Source organism: Actinomyces sp. HMT897 (genome assembly GCF_016626125.1).
In the GTDB taxonomy this organism is placed as follows: Bacteria; Actinomycetota; Actinomycetes; order Actinomycetales; family Actinomycetaceae; genus Actinomyces.
This window is the reverse complement of record NZ_CP067336.1, coordinates 1,296,612-1,315,336: the sequence shown is the minus strand read 5'-3', so window position 1 is coordinate 1,315,336 and position 18,725 is coordinate 1,296,612. Positions and strand designations below refer to the sequence as shown.

Here is an 18,725-nt window from a genome sequence, read left to right as displayed (position 1 = left end):
CGCGCCTTTAAAGTTGAGCCAGTCAGACTCAAGGTTGGCGTGCCGAAGGTTGACAAGCCTCGGCTCAACGACCAGTCTGAGTGCATCAAACTCAAGGCAGCCCCGCCGCCACATGCCGCGGGGCGCCGCGTCCAGCTATGAAGGAGCACACACATATGGCACGCGCCGTCGGTATCGACCTCGGTACCACCAACTCCGCCATCGCCGTCCTGGAGGGCGGCGAGCCCACCATTATCCCCAACGCCGAGGGCGGGAGGACCACCCCCTCGGTGGTCGCCTTCTCCAAGTCCGGCGAGGTCCTGGTAGGCGAGGTGGCCAAGCGCCAGGCCGTCACCAACGTGGACCGCACCATCTCCTCGGTCAAGCGCCACATGGGCACCGACTGGTCCGTCACCATTGACGGCAAGAGGTACACCGCCCAGGAGATCAGCGCCCGCATCCTGGCCAAGCTCAAGGCCGACGCCGAGGCCTACCTGGGCGAGAGCGTCACCAACGCGGTCATCACCGTCCCGGCCTACTTCAACGACGCCGAGCGCCAGGCCACCAAGGAGGCCGGCACCATCGCGGGGCTGACCGTGGACCGCATTGTCAACGAGCCCACCGCCGCGGCCCTGGCCTACGGCCTGGACAAGGGCAAGGAGGACGAGCTCATCCTCGTCTTCGACCTGGGCGGCGGCACCTTCGACGTCTCCCTGCTGGAGGTCGGCAAGGACGAGGACGGCTTCTCCACCATCCAGGTCCGGGCCACCAACGGCGACAACCGCCTGGGCGGCGACGACTGGGACGCCCGCATCGTGGACTGGCTGGTCAAGCAGGTCAAGGACAAGAACGGCGTCGACCTGTCCAAGGACAAGATCGCCATGCAGCGTCTGCGCGACGCCTCCGAGCAGGCCAAGAAGGAGCTCTCCAGCGCGATGAGCACCAATATCAACCTGCAGTACCTGTCCATGAGCGAGGCCGGTCCCATCCACCTCGATGAGCGGCTCACCCGCGCCCAGTTCGAGGAGATGACCGCCGACCTGCTGGAGCGCACCAAGGTCCCCTTCCACAACGTCATTAAGGACGCCGGCGTCAGGCTCTCCGAGATCGACCACGTCGTCCTGGTGGGCGGATCCACCCGCATGCCCGCGGTCTCCGAGGTGGTGCGTGAGCTGACCGGCGGCAAGGAGCCCAACAAGGGCGTCAACCCCGATGAGGTCGTCGCCATTGGCGCCGCCCTGCAGGCCGGCGTCATCCAGGGCGACCGCAAGGACGTCCTCCTCATTGACGTCACCCCCCTGTCCCTGGGCATTGAGACCAAGGGCGGGGTCATGACCCGGCTCATTGAGCGCAACACGGCCATCCCGACCAAGCGCTCCGAGGTCTTCTCCACCGCCGAGGACAACCAGCCCTCGGTGCTCATCCAGGTCTACCAGGGTGAGCGCGAGTTCGCCCAGGACAACAAGCGGCTGGGCACCTTCGAGCTGACCGGTATCGCCCCGGCGCCGCGCGGCATCCCGCAGATCGAGGTCTCCTTCGACATCGACGCCAACGGCATCGTCCACGTCTCGGCCAAGGACCGCGGCACCGGCAAGGAGCAGTCCATGACCATCTCCGGCGGCTCGGCCCTGCCCAAGGAGGACATTGACCGCATGGTCAAGGACGCCGAGGCCCACGCCGCCGAGGACAAGAAGCGCCGCGAGAACGCCGAGACCCGCAACCGCGCCGAGCAGCAGGCCTACTCCGTGGAGAAGCTCCTGAAGGACAACAAGGACAAGATCCCCGCGGACATCAGCTCCGAGGTCTCCGGTGCCGTCGAGCAGCTCAAGAAGGCCCTGGAGGGCGAGGACATCGAGGCCATTAAGTCCGCCCAGGAGAAGCTGAGCACCACGGCCCAGAAGATCGGCGAGGCCATCTACGCCTCCGACCAGGCGGCGCAGGCCTCCGGCTCCCAGCAGGCTGGCAAGCCCGCCGAGGAGGACAACATCGTGGACGCCGAGATCGTGGATGACGAGGACTCCAAGTGAGTACCGAGAGCACCAGCCACGACGAGGGCGCCCAGGGCGTGGACCCCGCCCTGGCCGACGCCGTCGAGGAGGCCCTCAGCGCGGTGCACGACGGGGAGGACCCCGACGCCACCCCGGGGGCCGAGCCCGCCGGCCCGGCTGAGGGGTCCGGGCAGGACGACCCGCTGGCGGCCGCCCAGGCCGCCGCCGCCCAGGCCGCTGACGACCTGGCCCGGGCCCGCGCCGACCTGTACAACCTCCAGCAGGAGTACCAGGGGTTCGTGCGCCGCTCCCGCGAGGGCGCCGCGGGCCACCGCGAGGCGGGGCAGGCGGCCGTCGTCGAGGCCCTCATCCCGGTCCTGGACGAGATCGAGCTGGCCCGCCAGCACGGCGACCTCACCGGGACCTTCGCCACCACGGCCACCAAGCTGGAGACCGTCCTGGCCGACAAGTTCCACCTGGAGCGCTTTGGGGCGGTCGGGGAGGTCTTCGACCCCACCCTCCACGAGGCCCTCATGGCCACCGAGTCCACCGAGGTCACCGAGACCACCGTGACCATGGTCCTCCAGCCCGGCTACCGGCTGGGTGAGCGGGTGGTGCGCGCCGCCCGCGTCCAGGTGGCCAACCCGGCCTGAGGCACGTGCCCAGGGGGTGCGACCCGCCCTGAGGCGCGACCCGGCCTCCTGCCCGGGGGGCGCGGGGCCACCGGCTCCTGCGCCCCCCCCCTCGGCCGGCGCCGGGTGCGGACCGGCAGGGCCTTAACCCACCAGTAGGAATAGGAAGAACCACGAACACCACCACAAGGAGGCGGTGACACGAGATGGCCAGCCAGGACTGGATGACCAAGGACTTCTACGCGGTCCTCGGCGTCACCAAGGACGCCGACGCCACCGCCATCAAGAAGGCGTACCGGGTACTCGCCAAGAAGTACCACCCCGACCGCAACCCCGACGACGCCGCCGCGGCAGAGAGGTTCAAGGAGATCGGAGAGGCCTACGCGGTCCTGTCCGACCCCAAGGAGCGTCAGCAGTACGACGCCATCCGCTCCATGGCCAGCGGCGGGGCCCGCTTCACCTCAGGCTCCTCAGGCGCCTCGGGCGCGGGTTTCGAGGACATCCTGTCCAGTATGTTCGGCGGTGGTGGCGGCGGCGTCCGCTTCTCCACCTCCGGCGCCGGCCAGCCCGACCTCGACGACCTCATGGGCATGTTCGGCGCCAGCGGGGCCTCCACCTCCGGGCGGCGTCGCGGCCCCTTCGGGTTCGGCAGCTTCGGCCAGCGCGAGCCCGTCAAGGGCCCCGACGTCCTGACGGCGGCCACCCTGTCCCTGCGCGACGCCGTGGCCGGCACCACCGTCGAGCTCACCGCCGACGGGAAGGTCATGAACGTGCGTATCCCGGCCGGGGTGCACGACGGGCAGAAGATCCGCCTGCGCGGCAAGGGCCGTCCCGGGGCCGGCGGTGGCGAGCCCGGGGACATGGTGGTGACTATCTCCGTGGCCAGGCACCCGGTGTACTCCATAGACCCCAAGAACCCCGTCAACCTGCGCATGGACCTGCCCGTGAGCCTGGCTGAGGCGGCCCTGGGCGCCACCGTGGAGGTCCCCCTCCTGGACGGCTCCACCACCAGGGTCAAGATCAAGGCCGGAACCTCCTCGGGCACGGTGCTGCGCCTGCGCGGCAAGGGCGTGGTCACCTCCAAGAAGACCGGTGACCTGCTGGTGACCGTGCAGGTGGCGGTGCCCAAGAAGCTCTCCGCGGCTGCCAGGCAGGCCCTGGAGTCGTTCGAGGCCGCCATGGGCTCCACCAACCCGCGTGCCACCCTCATGGAGGAGGCCTCCCGGTGAGGGCGCGTCGTACTGGTCAGGGGGTGGACTTCCTCGCCGAGGACGCCCTGGAGCGTGCGGTCTACGTCATCTCAGTGGCTGCTGAGCTCGCCGGCATGCACCCCCAGACCCTGCGCCAGTACGACCGCCTGGGCCTGGTGTCCCCCGCCCGTACCAGCGGGCGGGGGCGACGCTACTCCCACCGGGACGTGGACCGTCTCAGGCGGGTCCAGGAGCTGAGCAACGCCGGGGTCAACCTCGAGGGCGTGCGCCGTATCCTGGCCCTGGAGGACCAGGTGGCCCGGGTCGAGGCCGAGAACCGGGTCCTGCGGGAGCGCCAGGCCGCCGTCCAGCGCGTCTTCGCCGCCGCCGCCGACGGCGAGGTCCAGGTGCTGCCGGGACGTCGGCTGCCTGCGGGGCCACGCCGTAGGAGCAGGTGAGACAACAGGCGCCCGGCCTTGTAGGATGCGCGGGTACGTACCGAGTCCACAGGAGACGTCATGACCCAGCCCTACAACCCATCCCAGAACCCCAACGCTGCTGCGGCCAACGCCCAGGCTCCCACCATGGCCGTTCCCATGACCTCGTCGGCCCCCGTGGCCGCCCCCTACAGCCAGCAGGCCAGCGCCTACGCCGGTGGGCCCGCGCCCTACTCCGCCTCGGCGCCCCAGGCCGGTGCCCCCTACGCACCACAGGGCGGCTATGCCCCGGTGGGCCAGGACTCCCTCTTTGGGAACCTCATGAACACCACCCGCGCCTTTGCCGTCAAGTACGGCAACGCGCTGTTCATCGTGGCCCTGGTGGGCTACGGCCTGGGCTGGCTCTTTGACCTCATTACGGTCCTCATGTCCTTTGGCGGCTACGGTAGTAACACCGGTAGGACTGTGGTGAGCCTGCTGTCCACGCTCTTTGCCGGCGCCGCCAAGGCCATGGTCCAGCTGTTCATCTTCCGCATGATTATCGAGCTGGTTCGCAACACCGCCCCCAGGGGCGAGGGCCCGCAGGCCTGAGCGCCGCCCGGACCGGGTAACCGCAGGTGGTCGGCCCCTACGAGAACGAGGACGGCAGCCCCAGGTACGGGCAGCGCCTGGATCCCGAGGAGCTCGCCGCCTACCGGCATACGCACGGTCTGGACGCCGGTATCCCGACGTCGTCCTCCCTCCCGGACGGTGGCCAGGGGCTGCCGCCCGGGGGAGAGGTCAACCCCTACCGCTACGACCCCCAGGCGGTGCCTCCTGCCAGGCACGGCCTGAGGCCCGTCGGCCCCAGGACGGCGGCAGTGCCACCCTGGCGCAGCCCGCGGCCCCGGCACCGGTGGCGGCTCCTGGTGGTCGGGCTGGTGACCATGGTCGTCCTCCCCGTGGTGCTGCTGGTCTCCTCGGCCCTCCTGCTGACCGGGGGAGAAGGCGGCAGCGGTGTCGCCCTGTCCGCCAGCGGAGGCGTCTACCTGGGTGCCTCCCGCCAGCTGGCGATCTACTCCCCGGGCCTGGGGGAGGACACCTCCCGGTGCGCCGTCACCGACCCGGCCGGGGCGCCGGTGAGCGTGACCCCGCTGGAGGGCATGGGGGGCAGCCTGTCCACCATTGGCACCTTTACCACCGGCGTGGAGGGGGAGTACCGCCTCTCCTGCCCCCAGGGCACGGACGGCGTGGTCGTGGGCCCGAGGGCCTACACCGAGCGCTTCGGCATTATCGCGGTCCTGGTGGTCGCGGCCCTGGGCTGCGGCCTGCTGGGACTGGGACTCACCGTAGGCGGCCTGGTGCGCGCCGTCCGGCGTCGCTAACCCCTCCCTCTCCCCTCCCCTCTCCTCGCGAGAACGGTACTTATTCGCCGTGAGAACGGTACTTGTTTGTCGCGAGAACGGTACTTATTGCTCGTGAGAACGGGCGAGCTCATGGCGCACCCACCACGGACGCCGCCCTGCGTCCCGTCGCTGTCGCCGGGACGCAGGGCGGCGTCGCCACGAACTCCGTCAGTCGGTGTCAGTCGGTGCCCACGGCCTTGTCGGCAGCCTGGATGGCGGAGTCGATCTGGGAGTCGAACTTGCCCCCGGTGACCTTCTTGGCCGCCGTGCCCGCCTTGTCCAGGACGGTGTCACTGATCTCCTCGGCCTTCTCCGAGGACAGCGCGTCAGATGCCTTCTTGGTCAGGTCGCCAAGTCCCATGGTGGTCTCCTTCAGGTTCGGACGGACGTCACGAGGGGTGACGTATCTCAAGGGCAGGTTAGCGTCCGCTGGCCCCCAGAGCGAGGGCGGGGTGGCTACGGCCGCTACGAGGCCCGTAGCGCACGCTGCTGGTGGGGCCGTATACGATCTGGGTGTCTGCTGCTCCTGGCCCCTGGAGGAACTCATGAGCCGTGTGGCTCCCGCCCGCCGCGCCGTCGCGGTCGCCCTGGTCCTGGCCGGGGCGCTGGCCCTTCCCGCCTGCGCGAGTGACAACGAGGAGGACGACGTGGTCGCGGTGGTCGAGGGTCCCACGCCCTCCCCCACCGCGCCGGTCTCCCAGCACGTGACCGCGCCCAACCTGGGCCTGGGCTTCGACGTCCCCGGCACCATGGCCACCATTGACGGCAACGCCCTGACCAGCGGCGACCAGGCCGCCATCGACAGGTACGCCCAGGCGACGAACGTCACCAGCGACAAGGTCAGCAAGCAGGCGGGCGTGGTCGACATTATGGCTGCTGACACACTCTTTGGGAACCTGAGGGTCATCTCCGCCAACAGCAAGACGGTGTCCTACTCCGGCGTGCCCCCGGAGGAGATCACGCGCAGCGCCATTGAGTCCACCGGCAACGTCCCGGGGCAGTACACCGTGCGCAGCAGCCCGATCGGCGACGTCGCCATGCACGCCTACACCCCCAGCTCCCCGGGCGGGGCGTCAAGCATTATGATCTTCGTCCCCCTGAGCGGAGGGCGGGTCGCGCTCGTCGGCGTGGCCTGCTCCAGCCTCGAGCAGGCCCAGCCCCTGGCTGACGCGGTCGTCGCCTCACTGACTACCAGCTAGGGCCAATGGCGGCCTGCACGCCCGTGGCGGTGCGCGGGGCCTCCCGGACTGCTCGTCCCGGTGCCTGCGGGGCCTGCCAGCCTCCAGCGGACCCGGTGCCCAGGCTGGCGCCCGGCTGGCTACCAGCTGACCCGCTGGCTCCGGTACGGGCGGGCCCGCCCGGGCGGCGTCGTATGCCCTGCGTCATACTCAAAGTTGAGTGGAATAGACTCAACTTGTCGTGGGTTGAACCTCTCAGACCCGCGGCGCACCGTCGCCGCCCACGACATCACCCAAGGAGGTCCTGTTGGACACCAACTACACCACCCGCTCCCAGGAGGCCATCTCCGGAGCCATGCAGGCCGCCGCCGCGGCCGGCAACCCGCAGATCGAGACCGCCCACCTGCTCTCCGAGCTCCTGGGCCAGGAGGAGGGCGTGGCCCTGGCCCTGCTCGCCGCCGTCGGCGCCGACCGCACGGCCGTGGGCGCCGCCACCCGCCGCGTCCTGACCTCACTGCCCAGCTCGGCGGGCTCCTCCGTGGCCCAGCCCCAGCCCTCGCGCGCCCTCCTGGCGTCCCTGGACGCCGCCGGCAAGGAGGCCAAGAGCCTGGGGGACGAGTACATCTCCACCGAGCACCTGCTCATCGGCCTGGCCCAGGGCGCGGGGGCGGCGTCCTCCGACCCCGTGGCCCGCATCCTGTCCGAGGCCGGCGCCACCGCCAAGGACCTGCGCGCCGCCCTGCCCCAGGTGCGCGGCAGCGCGCGGGTGACCTCCCCCAACCCGGAGGGGACCTACAAGACCCTTCAGAAGTACGGCACCGACCTCACCGCCGCCGCCGCCGAGGGCAAGCTCGACCCCGTCATTGGCCGCGACGCCGAGATCCGGCGCGTCGTGCAGGTCCTGAGCCGCCGCACCAAGAACAACCCCGTCCTCATTGGCGAGCCCGGCGTGGGCAAGACCGCCGTCGTCGAGGGCCTGGCCCAGCGGGTCGTGGCCGGGGACGTGCCCGACTCCCTGCGCGGCAAGCGGCTCATCGCCCTGGACCTGGCGGGCATGGTGGCCGGGGCCAAGTACCGCGGCGAGTTCGAGGAGCGTCTCAAGGCCGTCCTGAAGGAGATCAAGGACTCCGACGGCGAGGTCATCACCTTCATTGACGAGCTCCACACGGTCGTCGGCGCCGGGGGCGGCTCCGAGGGCGCCATGGACGCCGGCAATATGCTCAAGCCCATGCTGGCCCGCGGCGAGCTGCGCATGGTGGGTGCCACCACCCTGGACGAGTACCGTGAGCGCATTGAGAAGGACCCCGCCCTGGAGCGGCGCTTCCAGCAGGTCTTCGTCGGTGAGCCCAGCGTGGAGGACACCGTGGCCATCCTGCGCGGCATCGCCCCCAAGTACGAGGCCCACCACCAGGTGACCATCTCCGACGGCGCCCTGGTGGCCGCCGCCACCCTGTCCGACCGCTACATCACCGGCCGCCAGCTGCCCGACAAGGCCATTGACCTGATTGACGAGGCCGCCTCCCGCCTGCGTATGGAGCTGGACTCCAGCCCTGTGGAGATTGACGAGCTGCGTCGCCGGGTGGACCGCATGCACATGGAGGAGTCCTACCTGGCCGAGTCCGTCCAGGAGGAGGGCTCCAAGGCCGACCCGGCCGCCGTCGAGCGCCTGGCGCGCCTGCGGGCCGAGCTGGCCGACGCCACCGAGTCCCTCACCGCGCTGACCGCGCGCTGGGAGGCGGAGAAGGCCGGGCACAACCGGGTCGGGGAGCTGCGCGCCACCCTGGACGAGCTGCGCACCAAGGCCGACCTGGCCGAGCGTGAGGGCCGCTTCGAGGAGGCCGGGCGGGTCCGCTACGGCGAGATGCCCGCCCTGGAGCGCCAGATCCGCGAGGCCGAGGCCGCCGAGGCCCGCTCCGCCGTGGTCAACCCCGACGGCACCCAGACCCCCGCCGAGCCCATGATCGCCGAGAAGGTGGGGCCCTCGCAGGTGGCGGAGGTGGTGGCTGCCTGGACCGGCATCCCCGTGGGCCGGCTCATGCAGGGCGAGACCGAGAAGCTGCTGAGCATGGAGGAGGTCATCGGCTCCCGCCTCATTGGCCAGAAGGCAGCCGTGGCGGCCGTGGCCGACGCCGTGCGCCGCTCCCGGGCCGGGGTCTCCGACCCCGACCGCCCCACCGGCTCCTTCCTGTTCCTGGGGCCCACCGGCGTGGGCAAGACCGAGCTGGCCAAGTCCCTGGCCGAGTTCCTGTTCGACGACGAGCGCGCCATTGTGCGCATTGACATGTCGGAGTACTCCGAGAAGCACTCGGTGGCCCGCCTGGTGGGTGCCCCTCCCGGGTACGTGGGCTACGAGGAGGGCGGCCAGCTCACCGAGGCGGTGCGGCGCCGGCCCTACTCGGTGGTGCTGCTCGACGAGGTGGAGAAGGCCCACCCGGAGGTGTTCGACATCCTCCTGCAGGTGCTCGACGACGGGCGCCTGACCGACGGCCAGGGGCGCACCGTGGACTTCCGCAACGTCATCCTGGTGCTCACCTCCAACCTGGGCAGCCAGTTCCTCATTGACCCGCTGCTCAGCCCCGAGGAGAAGCGCAACGAGGTCATGGGGCGGGTGCGTGCCGCCTTCAAGCCCGAGTTCCTCAACCGCCTGGACGACACGATCATCTTCGAGGCGCTGAGCAAGGAGGACCTGGGGCGGATCGTGGGCATCCAGCTGGCCAGGATGCAGGAGCGCCTGGCGTCCCACCGCCTGACGCTCACGGTGACCGACGCCGCCCGCTCCTGGCTGGCCGACGAGGGCTACGACCCCGCCTACGGGGCCCGGCCCCTGCGCCGCCTGGTGCAGCGCGAGATCGGCGACCGCCTGGCCCGCATGATCCTGGGCGGCGAGGTCCTGGACGGCCAGGAGGTCGTGGTGGACGTGAGCCTGGACGGGCCCGCGGCGGGCCTGGTTCTCACCGCCCGCGGAGAGGCCTGGGCGCCGAGCGCCTCCAGCGCCGCCTGACGGGGGTGGGTCGGGGACGACTGGTAGCGCGGCAGTCTTTGCGACTGTCGTCCTGCTCCCGGGACGGCGGGGCAGGCCGCTGGCCAGCCGCTGCTGGCGTCGGTCCCGAGGCGCCGCGCGGCGCTCGCAGGTAGGGCGTGGGCGGCAGGTGAGTTCACCTGCCGTCCACGCCTTTGCCGCCCCACGCCTTCAGTGATGCGCGGGAAGGGCAGGTAGGCGTGGCAGAATCGGACGGTGCGGATGCCGTGCCTCGTCTGGCCGGGTGCGCGCTCAAGAGCCAGTAGGAGATCGAGGTCGGGGGTCTAGTGGTGAGGGCTGGGGCGCTGGTCTGCGGGCGTTATCGTCTTGAGCGTCAGATGGGCTCGGGCGGCCAGGCGTCGGTGTGGCTCTGTCATGACCTCTTTGTGGGGCGTGAGGTCGCGGTCAAGGTGGTGGACTTCGAGGGGGATCCTGATAGGGCCCGCAGGGCGGAGCGTGAGATCCGGGCTCTTCAGAGGCTCACTGACCCCCACACGGTGCGCGTCCTGGACACCGCTCGGGACGATGGCGACCACTACGTCTACATTGTCATGCCCGTGGTCACGGGGGAGTCCTTGGCTGACCGGCTGCGCCGGGGGCGCATGGGCGCCGCCGACGTCGTGTCGATCATCCGGGGGGTCAGCAGCTCCCTTGGTGAGGCCCACGCCCAGGGCATCTGCCACCGGGACGTCAAGCCCGGCAACATTATGATCCACACCTCGGGGGCGGCGGTCCTCCTGGACTTCGGGATCGCCTCGTCCCTGGACCAGACCTCCTCGCTGACCGCGGCCGGGATCGTGGTCGGGACGCCGACCTACATGGCGCCGGAGGTCATCTACGGGGAGAAGGCGACACCGGCGTCCGACGTCTACTTCCTGGGCGCGGTGATGTACGAGTGCGCCTGCGGGAGGCCACCCTTCAAGGCCGACACGATGCATGCTCTCCTAATGGCGATCACCCACGGTAACTACCCGCCGCCCTCCTGCGCGACGGAGCTCAGGGGTCTCATTGTGCAGATGCTGGACCTCGACCCCGGCCAGCGCCCCACCGCCCAGGACCTGCTGGTCAGGTTGGCCGCGATCCGCACCAGCATCACCAGCCAGGCAACCGAGCACGCCGGTACCAGGACCGCGAGGATCGCCGGCAGCACCAGGGCCCGCGCTGAGCAGCCGACGTCGGCCACGTGGCGCCTGACGACGCCGGCGACACGACCGCACACCGACGGGGCCCCGCACGACCTCACCGTGACCGCCCCCATTAAGGGCCGCTCGGTGCCGCTGAGCGAGGTCGCCGACCCGACCTTCTCCCAGGGCCTGCTCGGCCCGGGCATGGCGATCGTCCCGGACTCCGGGCCGGTGGTCTCCCCGGTGGACGGCGAGGTGCTCGTCGCCTTCCCGACCGGCCACGCCTACGGGCTGCGCTCGGCCAGCGGCGTCGAGCTGCTCATCCACGTGGGCATGGACACCGTCAAGCTCGACGGCAAGGGCTTCACCCCCCACGTCAAGGCCGGTGACAAGGTCCGCCGCGGCACCCCCCTGGTGGACGTGGACTGGGCGGCCATCAAGGCCGCCGGCTACGAGACGGTGACCCCGGTCGTCGTCTCTAATGCTGCTGTCTTCGATGTAATAAGAGGGACTTCCTCGACCGAGGTTGTTCCCGGAAGCTTATTCAGCGGGCGTCTTGGTGCATTTCCGGGAAGCAATATTATGATGGTCCGTTCTCATGAGGTACAATGGGTGTTGAAATAAGTTCCACGACCTCACGAGAAACGGACCATCGTCATGAAGTATACCACGGGACTGCCCACCCCCAAGTTCGCCGATCTGCTCATCCGTCTGCGCGAGGAGGGGATCGAGGGGTATCCGCCGAGCCTGGGGCTGAGGGACTCCCTGCGGGCGGCGCTGATCTACATGCGTCACAATGTGATACAGGCGGCGATCGGCGAGCAGCTGGGCGTGTCCCAGCCCACTGTCTCGCGGGCCATCGGGGTCATGACCGAGGCGATCGTCCGGGCCCTGAAGGACATGCTGCTCACCGCGGAGGAGGTGCCCGAGGGCTGCGACTACGTGCTCGACGGCACCCTCTTCCCCTGCTGGAGTTGGCGCGCTCACCGAGAATTGTGGTCGGGCAAGCATGGGACGACCGGCATGAACGTCCAGATCCTGGTCCTGCCCGGCGGCAGGCTGGTGTGGGCCTCCGATCCCTACCCCGGCTCCATGCACGACGTGGCCGCACCAGGCGCCTTCCGGACTGCTCGACGGGCTGGACCCCTCCGGATGGATCGCCGACAAGGGATACGTCGGCAGGGGAATGATCACCCCGCACAAGAAGCCCCCCAACGGCGAACTGAGAGAAGCCGCCCAGGAGGCCAACAAGAGCGTCAATCAGATCCGCCAGGTGGTCGAGCAGACCATCGCCCACATCAAGGCCTGGAGAATCCACCCGCACCGACTACCGCCGCCCCCTGCACGCATTCGAACAGACCATCACCGCCGCACTCTCACTCTACGTATTCAAAACCACCCTCTGAATAAGCTTCCCGGTGAGAAAGGCTCAATGAGCGCTTTCCGCCGGTTTCGCGTGTCGTTTCCGCCGGTTTCGCGTGCTTTTTCCGCCGGTTTCGGTGAAGAGGGCGGGGACGGGCGGGGTCAGCCCGCCGCGCCGGCGTCTACCGGTTCCGGCCGAGGGCGGCGAGGTCGACCAGGGGCAGGAGCAGCGCACTCGGGCGGGCGGCGTCGTGGTGCACGGTGATCGTCACCGGCGCCCCGCCCGCCGGGTCGGCCACGTCGTAGCGCGGCCAGCACGAGCCCGCCAGGTCCAGGCGGAGGCGGTGCCCGGCGGGCACGTGCACGCCGGTGGCCCACATGTCCACCTCCACCTCGACCGCCTCGCCCGGGGTCAGCGGGTCGCGCCGGTCCGTCCCGCGGCGGGCGGACAGGCGCAGCACGCCGTCGGTGAGCAGGACGGAGGTGCCGTCGGGCAGGACCTCGGTGAGGGCGGCGTGCAGGTGAGCGTCGACGGCGTCGGCGCTCACCCAGGCGCGCAGCCGCACCGGCCCCAGGACGGTGACCGGCTCGGTCAAAGGCGGCCCGGTGAACACGGCGACGTCGTCGCGCGCCTCGACGCCGCGCTGGTCGTGCGGCCCGGAGTTCTCCGGCGTGCCCATGAGCATCTGGCCGCCCTGCGCGGGGACCGGGTCGGCGGGGTCGTGGATCCAGGAGGTGGCGCCGACGGCGGCCTCCGCCTCGTCGGGTGCGAGCAGGGCGCCGCCGTCGGCGAGCCTCCAGGCCGTCTCCTCGGCGTTCGGAGCCGGCCAGGCGGGCAGGTCGACCCAGCGCCCGGCCCCCATGATGTAAACGCGCACCGGGTCGTGGGGCAGGCGCGCGGCGGCTTCCCCGTCCCCCAGACTCGCCCTCCAGAAGTCGACCGTGAGCTCGCCCAGTCCCGACTCCCGCGTGCCGCCGCCGGGGAAGGAGCGCCCGACCAGGCGCCCGTCGAAGGTCAGGTGCGTCCACGGGCCGATGACCAGGCGCTGGCCCGCCCCGGCCGGGCCGCCGGCCATGGCGCGGTAGTTGCGCAGGGTGCCGCCCAGGAACAGGTCGTACCAGCCGGCGACGTGGAGCGCGGGCACGTCGAGGGCGGCCAGGGCCCGCCAGGGGTAGGCCAGGGACTCCCAGTAGGCGTCGTGCAGCGGGTGGGCGACCCAGTCGGCCGCGTGGCCTCCGGCCGTGTGCGCCCGCGCCAGCCTGCGGGCGGCCTCCGCCATGCCCACACGCGCCAGGAAGGGCGTGAAGTCCTCCATCGGCTCGGGCAGAAGCTCCTGGGGCGCGTCCTCCTGCCCGTCGTGCACCAGGCCCGCGCGCACCTGCTGGCGCGTCCACTCGTAAGAGGTTCCGGCCAGGAGCACGCCCCCGCGCATGGCCAGGTCCTCGTCGTAGGTGGAGGGGGCGACCCAGGCGGTCATCGCCGCCAAGTGCTCGGTGGAGGCCAGGGCCGCGGTGAACTGGGTGGTGGTCAGGTAGGAGTTGCCGAAGGTGATGACGCGCCCGTCGCACCAGGGCAGGGCGGCCAGGGCCCGGCGCGCGGCCACGCCGTCGGAGGCCTCATCGGCGTGGAAGCGGAAGTCGCCGTCGGAGATGTCCGTGCCGCGGCAGGCCTGGGCGACGACGGCGAAGCCCTCCTCGACGGCCCGGTCCAGGCCCACCGCCGTCTGCATCCCCAGGCAGGCCGCCGTGAGGCCGGGCGCGGCGGGATCCTCGCCCAGGTCCTGGGCGATCATGGGGCGCCAGGACCCGAAGTAGGGGCAGCGGGCCAGCAGGACCGGGTGGGCGGCGTCGTCGTCGGGGCGCACGACGTCGGCCCGCAGGACCGTGCCGTCGGGCATTGGGATCGGCAGGACCTCGTGGACGGCGCGCGAGGCGGCGCCGCCCGGTTCGGGCATGAGGAGCGCCTTGCGTATCTGCTCGAGGCTCTCGGGAGGGGCGATCTCGGTGCCAATGTCGTCGGCGGCGGTGCTGGTGCCGGCGTCGGCGATAGCGTCGGCACCAGCGTCAATGTCGGTCATATCGGGTCCTCTGTTCCCGGGGCGATGACTGTGCTACGAGACTACAGGGCCGGGGCGGTGTCGGCGGCCGCGCAGACCTCGACGGTCCGCCCCCCGCGTAGCTCGCGCACCCCGCCGTCGGGCGTCATCAGCTCCCCGCTCACCCCGGCGGGCAGCTCGATCTCGTAGCGCACGCGGGAGTGCGCGCCGACGACAGCGGTGCCGGTCCGCGCGGAGCTGGCCCATGCGGCGCTGGGCCGGTCGATGCCCGCGCTGGCGCCCGCCCCGCCGGCGCCCCCCGGCGCCGCCCGGCCGGCAGTGCGCTCCCAGGACACCTCCACCCGCCCGAAGGGCGTGTCGCGGTGCGCCCGCGCCCAGGACACCGGGCCGTTCGTGAGCGGGGCGACGCGCACCCGCCGGTACCCGGGCTCCAACGGCGCGATCCCGCCCAGGCGGCGGAACAACCAGTCGTCCACGCAGCCCAGGGCGCAGTGGTTGAAGCTCATGGCCCCCACCGTCCCGTCGGGCGCGACCGCCGCCCAGGACTCCCAGATCGTCGTCGCCCCCTCGGCGACCTCGTAGAGCCACGACGGCACCGCCTCCTGCATGAGCACCGCCCAAGCCTCGGCCTCGTGCCCGCTGTCCACCAGGACGTCCAGGAGGAAGGGCGTGGACAGGAACCCCGTGTCCAGCCGGCCCCCGGCCCCGCGCACCAGCTCGGCCAGGCGCTCGGCCACCCGACCGCGCAGCGCCCGGTCGGCGACCAGGTCGAAGGCCAGGGCGAGGACCTGCTCGCCCTGCAGACCCGAGGAGACGACGCCGTCGGCGCTCACGTACTCGGCCGCGACCGCCCCGCGCACCGCCTCCCAGCGCCCGCGCAGCCCGGCGGCCTCGCGCTCGTGGCCCAGGGCGCCCTCCACCCGGGCCAGGGTGCGCAGCGCCTCGGCGTGGTAGGCGCTGGCGACGAACTCGCCCGTGCGCCGGGGCGCCTCCATAATGGGCAGCGGCACGTCGGCGGCGAGGGTCGACGGCGCCAGCCAGTCGCCGAAGTGCGTGCGCGAGTTCCACAGCAGGCGCTGGCGCGCGGCCTCCTCCCCGCTCAGGCGCTCCCACCCGTCGGTCGGCCCGCCCGCCTCGGCGCGCAGGCGCTCGGGCAGCTCCCGGTCGGCCTCGCGCGTCTGCTTGGCGACCCACGAGCGCATCGCGCCCAGGTTCTCCTCCAGGGCGGTGGTGTCCCCGTAGCGCTCCCACAGGGCCAGCGGCACGCGGATGACGGCGTCGCCCCACCCGGCGGACACCGCGATCCCGCCCGGCCCGGGGATCCCCTCCACGGCGCCCATGAGCGGGGGCCACGGGCTCATGTTCATCACCGAGCCGTCCTCGCGCTGGTCGGCGCGGACATTGCGCATCCAGCGGGCCAGGAAGGCGTGGACCTCGGCGTTGTTCGCGGCGGCGGGGGCGAAGACCTGGGCGTCGCCGGTCCAGCCGGTGCGTTCGCGCTGGGGGCAGTCGGTGGGGATCCACAGGAAGTTGGCCCGCTGGGACCACACGACGTTCTTGTGCAGCCGGGTCAGGCGCGCGTCGGAGCAGGCGAATCCGCCCGTGGCGGGCAGGTCGGAGGCCAGGACGACGCCGACCGCGTCGCGCGCCCGCAGCCGGCCGGGGTAGCCGGTGACGCGCACGTAGCGGAAGCCGTGGAAGGTGAAGGCCGGCTCGAAGACCTCCGGCGCCTCGGGCGTGCCCGTGCCCGCCAGGACCCACACGTCGCGCTGGTCCTTGTTGGGACCGACGACGTTGGAGAAGAAGGAGCCGTCGGCGGCCAGGTGCTCGGAGTGCTCCAGGACGATCTCGGTGCCGGCCGGCCCGACGGCGGCCAGGCGCAGCCTCCCGGCGATGACCTGCCCCAGGTCGAGGACCGTCTCGCCCGCGGGCGTGGTGAGGACCTGCGCGACGGGCAGCGCCCTGACCCGGCGCGCGGGCTCGCCGCGGAAGGGCTCCAGGCGCGTGGGCGGGTCCAGGCGCGCGGCGGGCACGATCCGCACCCGGTCCCAGGCGCCGTCGTCGAACCCGGGGCGGTCCCAGCCCGCCACGGCGGCGGCGAGCCGGTCGTCGCGCCGCTCGCCCACGAGTATGTCGCTGTAGCGGATCGGGCCGCCCTCGGTGCTGCGGGCGGTGGCGTCGGGGCCGACGACGGCGGTGGAGCCGTCCGCGTACGTCAGGGACAGCTGCCACCAGGCCCGCAGGACGCGCCCGTACTGGGCGGACTCGCCCAGGGCGCCGATGCGCCCGGCGAACCAGCCGTCGGCCAGGCGCAGGCCCAGGACGTGGGGGCCGGGGGAGGCCAGGGCGGCGGTGACGTCGTGGACGTCGAACTCGGTGTAGTCGTGGTAGCTCGTCCAGCCCGGGGCGAGGACGGAGTCGCCCACGGGCGCGCCGTCGATGGAGACGTCGAGGACGCCTTGGGCGGTGGTGTACAGGCGGGCGCGGGTCAGGGCGGCGGGGGCCGGTTCGGTGGTATCCGGGGCGGCGGGGGCCGGTTCGGCGGTGTCCGGGGCTGCCAGCCGGGGCGGGACGAGCTCCTGACGGATGAGCTTGACCGGGTGGAGGCGCCGGCCGGCGGGCTCCCAGGCGCGGGCGGCGCCGTCCTCGCCGAAGACGGCCGCGAAGTCAATGGGCGGCTCAGGTTCGACCGGGGTCTGGGCGGGCTCGACCCAGGGGGCGACGACGTCGGAGTCGGGGTGCAGCAGGGAGGTGGAGAAGGCGGAGTCCGTCCAGGCGGAGGGGGCGGCGCCGGCGGTCCACACGCGCACCCGCCAGGCGTAGTCGGCGTCGGAGGCCAGGGGATCGCCGCCGTAGGCGACCCAGGGGGACATGGGAGGGGAGACTACCTCGACGCGGCCGGTCGCCCAGACCGGGTCGGCCGGGGCGCCGGTCGCCGGGTCGAGGCGGCGCACCTCGATCTCGTAGGCCCGCGCCGGTGCGGGCCCGGGAACCCGCCAGGCCAGGACCGGGCGGGGGACGGCGACGCCGGTGGGGGCGGCGAGGTGGTCGACGGTGAGGTTCACGGGCGCGCGACACACGAGGGGCGTCGTGTCCCGACTGGTGCGGGGAGAAGTCATGTCGTTCCAATCGCTCGTCGTTGAAGCGGTTCAGATCGTATCGTGACGTCCCGGGGACGGACACATCCCCGCCATTGAGCCCTTCTCGCCGGGAACGGCGGTCCGCGGACGGCTTCTCCGTCCCAGGCGGAGCATCGCGGGTCCGGGGCGCCGTTTTCGCGGCCGGGGCGGTCTTCGGGGCACCCGCAGCGGCCGCCGCCCGGCCCGCACCTGCAGCCGCCGCCTGGTCCGCGACCGCCCTCCCCGCAGAGGCCCACGCCCCGGTCAGCCCCGGGAGCCTCACACGCCCCACCACGATCGTGCGTCATCGCGCCGACTCCGGCCTCCAAGCCACCGCTTCTGATGAGAAAGGCTTAATGACCCGACACGGATGGCGCGCTGATCGCCGCTCGATGACCGTCGTCCTCGTGCGGCCGGGAGACCGTGCGGCTCGCGATGGTATTCGCGGCCGAGCAGCAAGAAGGGCGAGGACCTCACCGTCCTCGCCCGAATTCGACGCAGCGGATCGTTCCGCCTCAGGGACCGGCTGTGTCAGTGAAGGTTATTCAGTGGGCGGCGGGTCCGGCGCCCGCCTGGACGGCCCCGCCGGGAGTCCCCCGGTTCTCCGCGAGCGCGCAGGTCTCCAGTCAAACGCGCAGATGGGAGGTGCGCGTTCGCGGAGGATGACGGGCAGGGGCTGGCGAACCGGACGCAGAATGTGCCCTCCCCACCGACCCCGCCCCGGAACCCTTCCCCGATGAGGAGGACTCGACATACCCAGACGCCCCCAGAATAACCTTCCAGGTGCGTGGTGCTCCCTAGACCCCTCGCAGTACGAGGAGCTGTCCAAGTTCACCTGGTCTCAATGCACCTACAGGTGCGTGGTGCTCCCTGACACCACATTGTTGTCGACGTCGCCGAATTGTCCATTCCGTCTCAATGCACCTACAGGTGCGTGGTGCTCCCTGACCCTCACCTGTCATTTTGGCAGGCCGTTGGGTTCTGGTCTCAATGCACCTACAGGTGCGTGGTGCTCCCTGACCGGGGCGCAAGCCCCGGTTTGTCCCCGTCTACAAGTACGTCTCAATGCACCTACAGGTGCGTGGTGCTCCCTGACGAGAAGATCAATGCCCAACGCGACAGAAACATCAGGTCTCAATGCACCTACAGGTGCGTGGTGCTCCCTGACCCCTGCCTCCGAGAGTGGCGGTATGACGCCACTTCGAGGGCCCGGAGCGCCACCGGCCCCGGGAGCACCCCTGCGGACCGGCCAGCA

11 protein-coding genes, 2 pseudogenes and 1 CRISPR repeat array are annotated in these 18,725 nt (G+C 71.5%); of the genes and pseudogenes, 10 read left to right on the top strand and 3 right to left on the bottom strand.

Annotated features, from left to right (window positions below; genetic code table 11):
* Window positions 1-155: 155 nt before the first annotated feature.
* From dnaK to JJJ15_RS05235, 6 genes are all read left to right on the top strand, one after another.
* Window positions 156-2,006, top strand: coding sequence for a molecular chaperone DnaK (dnaK, locus tag JJJ15_RS05260; protein ID WP_200511684.1), 1,851 nt, complete (start codon window positions 156-158; stop codon window positions 2,004-2,006).
* Window positions 2,003-2,620: a nucleotide exchange factor GrpE gene (gene grpE, locus JJJ15_RS05255; protein WP_200511683.1), complete on the top strand. Its 618-nt coding sequence runs from the start codon at window positions 2,003-2,005 to the stop codon at window positions 2,618-2,620. Before dnaK ends, grpE begins: the two co-directional genes overlap by 4 nt.
* Window positions 2,621-2,805: 185 nt before the next feature.
* Window positions 2,806-3,828, top strand: a complete 1,023-nt coding sequence (locus tag JJJ15_RS05250) for a J domain-containing protein (protein ID WP_200511682.1) — start codon at window positions 2,806-2,808, stop codon at window positions 3,826-3,828.
* Entirely contained in the window at window positions 3,825-4,247 is a 423-nt protein-coding gene (locus JJJ15_RS05245; RefSeq protein ID WP_106109784.1) for a helix-turn-helix transcriptional regulator, read from the top strand. The genes JJJ15_RS05250 and JJJ15_RS05245 overlap by 4 nt, the downstream gene beginning before the upstream one ends.
* A gap of 60 nt (window positions 4,248-4,307) precedes the next feature.
* Complete coding sequence (locus JJJ15_RS05240) at window positions 4,308-4,817, top strand: hypothetical protein (protein ID WP_200511681.1); 510 nt, start codon at window positions 4,308-4,310, stop codon at window positions 4,815-4,817.
* A 26-nt stretch (window positions 4,818-4,843) separates the two neighbouring features.
* Window positions 4,844-5,590, top strand: a complete 747-nt coding sequence (locus JJJ15_RS05235) for a hypothetical protein (protein WP_200511680.1) — start codon at window positions 4,844-4,846, stop codon at window positions 5,588-5,590.
* Window positions 5,591-5,789: 199 nt separating this feature from the next.
* On the opposite strand, the gene JJJ15_RS05230 is transcribed toward JJJ15_RS05235, so the two are convergent.
* A complete protein-coding gene (locus JJJ15_RS05230) occupies window positions 5,790-5,972 on the bottom strand; it encodes an antitoxin (RefSeq protein WP_106109781.1) in 183 nt (60 codons plus the stop codon).
* 184 nt (window positions 5,973-6,156) lie between these two features.
* On the opposite strand from JJJ15_RS05230, the gene JJJ15_RS05225 reads away from it, so the two are divergent.
* The 4 genes and pseudogenes from JJJ15_RS05225 to JJJ15_RS12965 all read left to right on the top strand — a co-directional run.
* Complete coding sequence (locus tag JJJ15_RS05225; protein ID WP_106109780.1) at window positions 6,157-6,810, top strand: hypothetical protein; 654 nt, start codon at window positions 6,157-6,159, stop codon at window positions 6,808-6,810.
* A 286-nt stretch (window positions 6,811-7,096) separates the two neighbouring features.
* Window positions 7,097-9,790 carry an AAA family ATPase gene (locus JJJ15_RS05220; protein ID WP_200511679.1) on the top strand — a complete coding sequence of 898 codons (2,694 nt, stop codon included), beginning with the start codon at window positions 7,097-7,099 and terminating at the stop codon, window positions 9,788-9,790.
* Between the two features lie 305 nt (window positions 9,791-10,095).
* Window positions 10,096-10,866, top strand: a pseudogene (locus JJJ15_RS12970) (serine/threonine-protein kinase); the annotation flags it as partial.
* Between the two features lie 177 nt (window positions 10,867-11,043).
* A pseudogene (locus tag JJJ15_RS12965) lies at window positions 11,044-11,418 on the top strand (PTS glucose transporter subunit IIA); the annotation flags it as partial.
* Window positions 11,419-12,476: 1,058 nt separating this feature from the next.
* On the opposite strand, the gene JJJ15_RS05205 reads toward JJJ15_RS12965, so the two are convergent.
* Together JJJ15_RS05205 and JJJ15_RS05200 are read right to left on the bottom strand one after the other, a co-directional pair.
* Complete coding sequence (locus tag JJJ15_RS05205) at window positions 12,477-14,372, bottom strand: CocE/NonD family hydrolase (protein WP_106109777.1); 1,896 nt, start codon at window positions 14,370-14,372, stop codon at window positions 12,477-12,479.
* 41 nt (window positions 14,373-14,413) lie between these two features.
* Window positions 14,414-17,416: an alpha-L-rhamnosidase gene (locus JJJ15_RS05200; RefSeq protein ID WP_106109776.1), complete on the bottom strand. Its 3,003-nt coding sequence runs from the start codon at window positions 17,414-17,416 to the stop codon at window positions 14,414-14,416.
* An 819-nt stretch (window positions 17,417-18,235) separates the two neighbouring features.
* A CRISPR array of direct repeats spans window positions 18,236-18,638; the repeat unit is 37 nt; unit sequence GTCTCAATGCACCTACAGGTGCGTGGTGCTCCCTGAC.
* Between the last annotated feature and the right edge of the window lie 87 nt (window positions 18,639-18,725).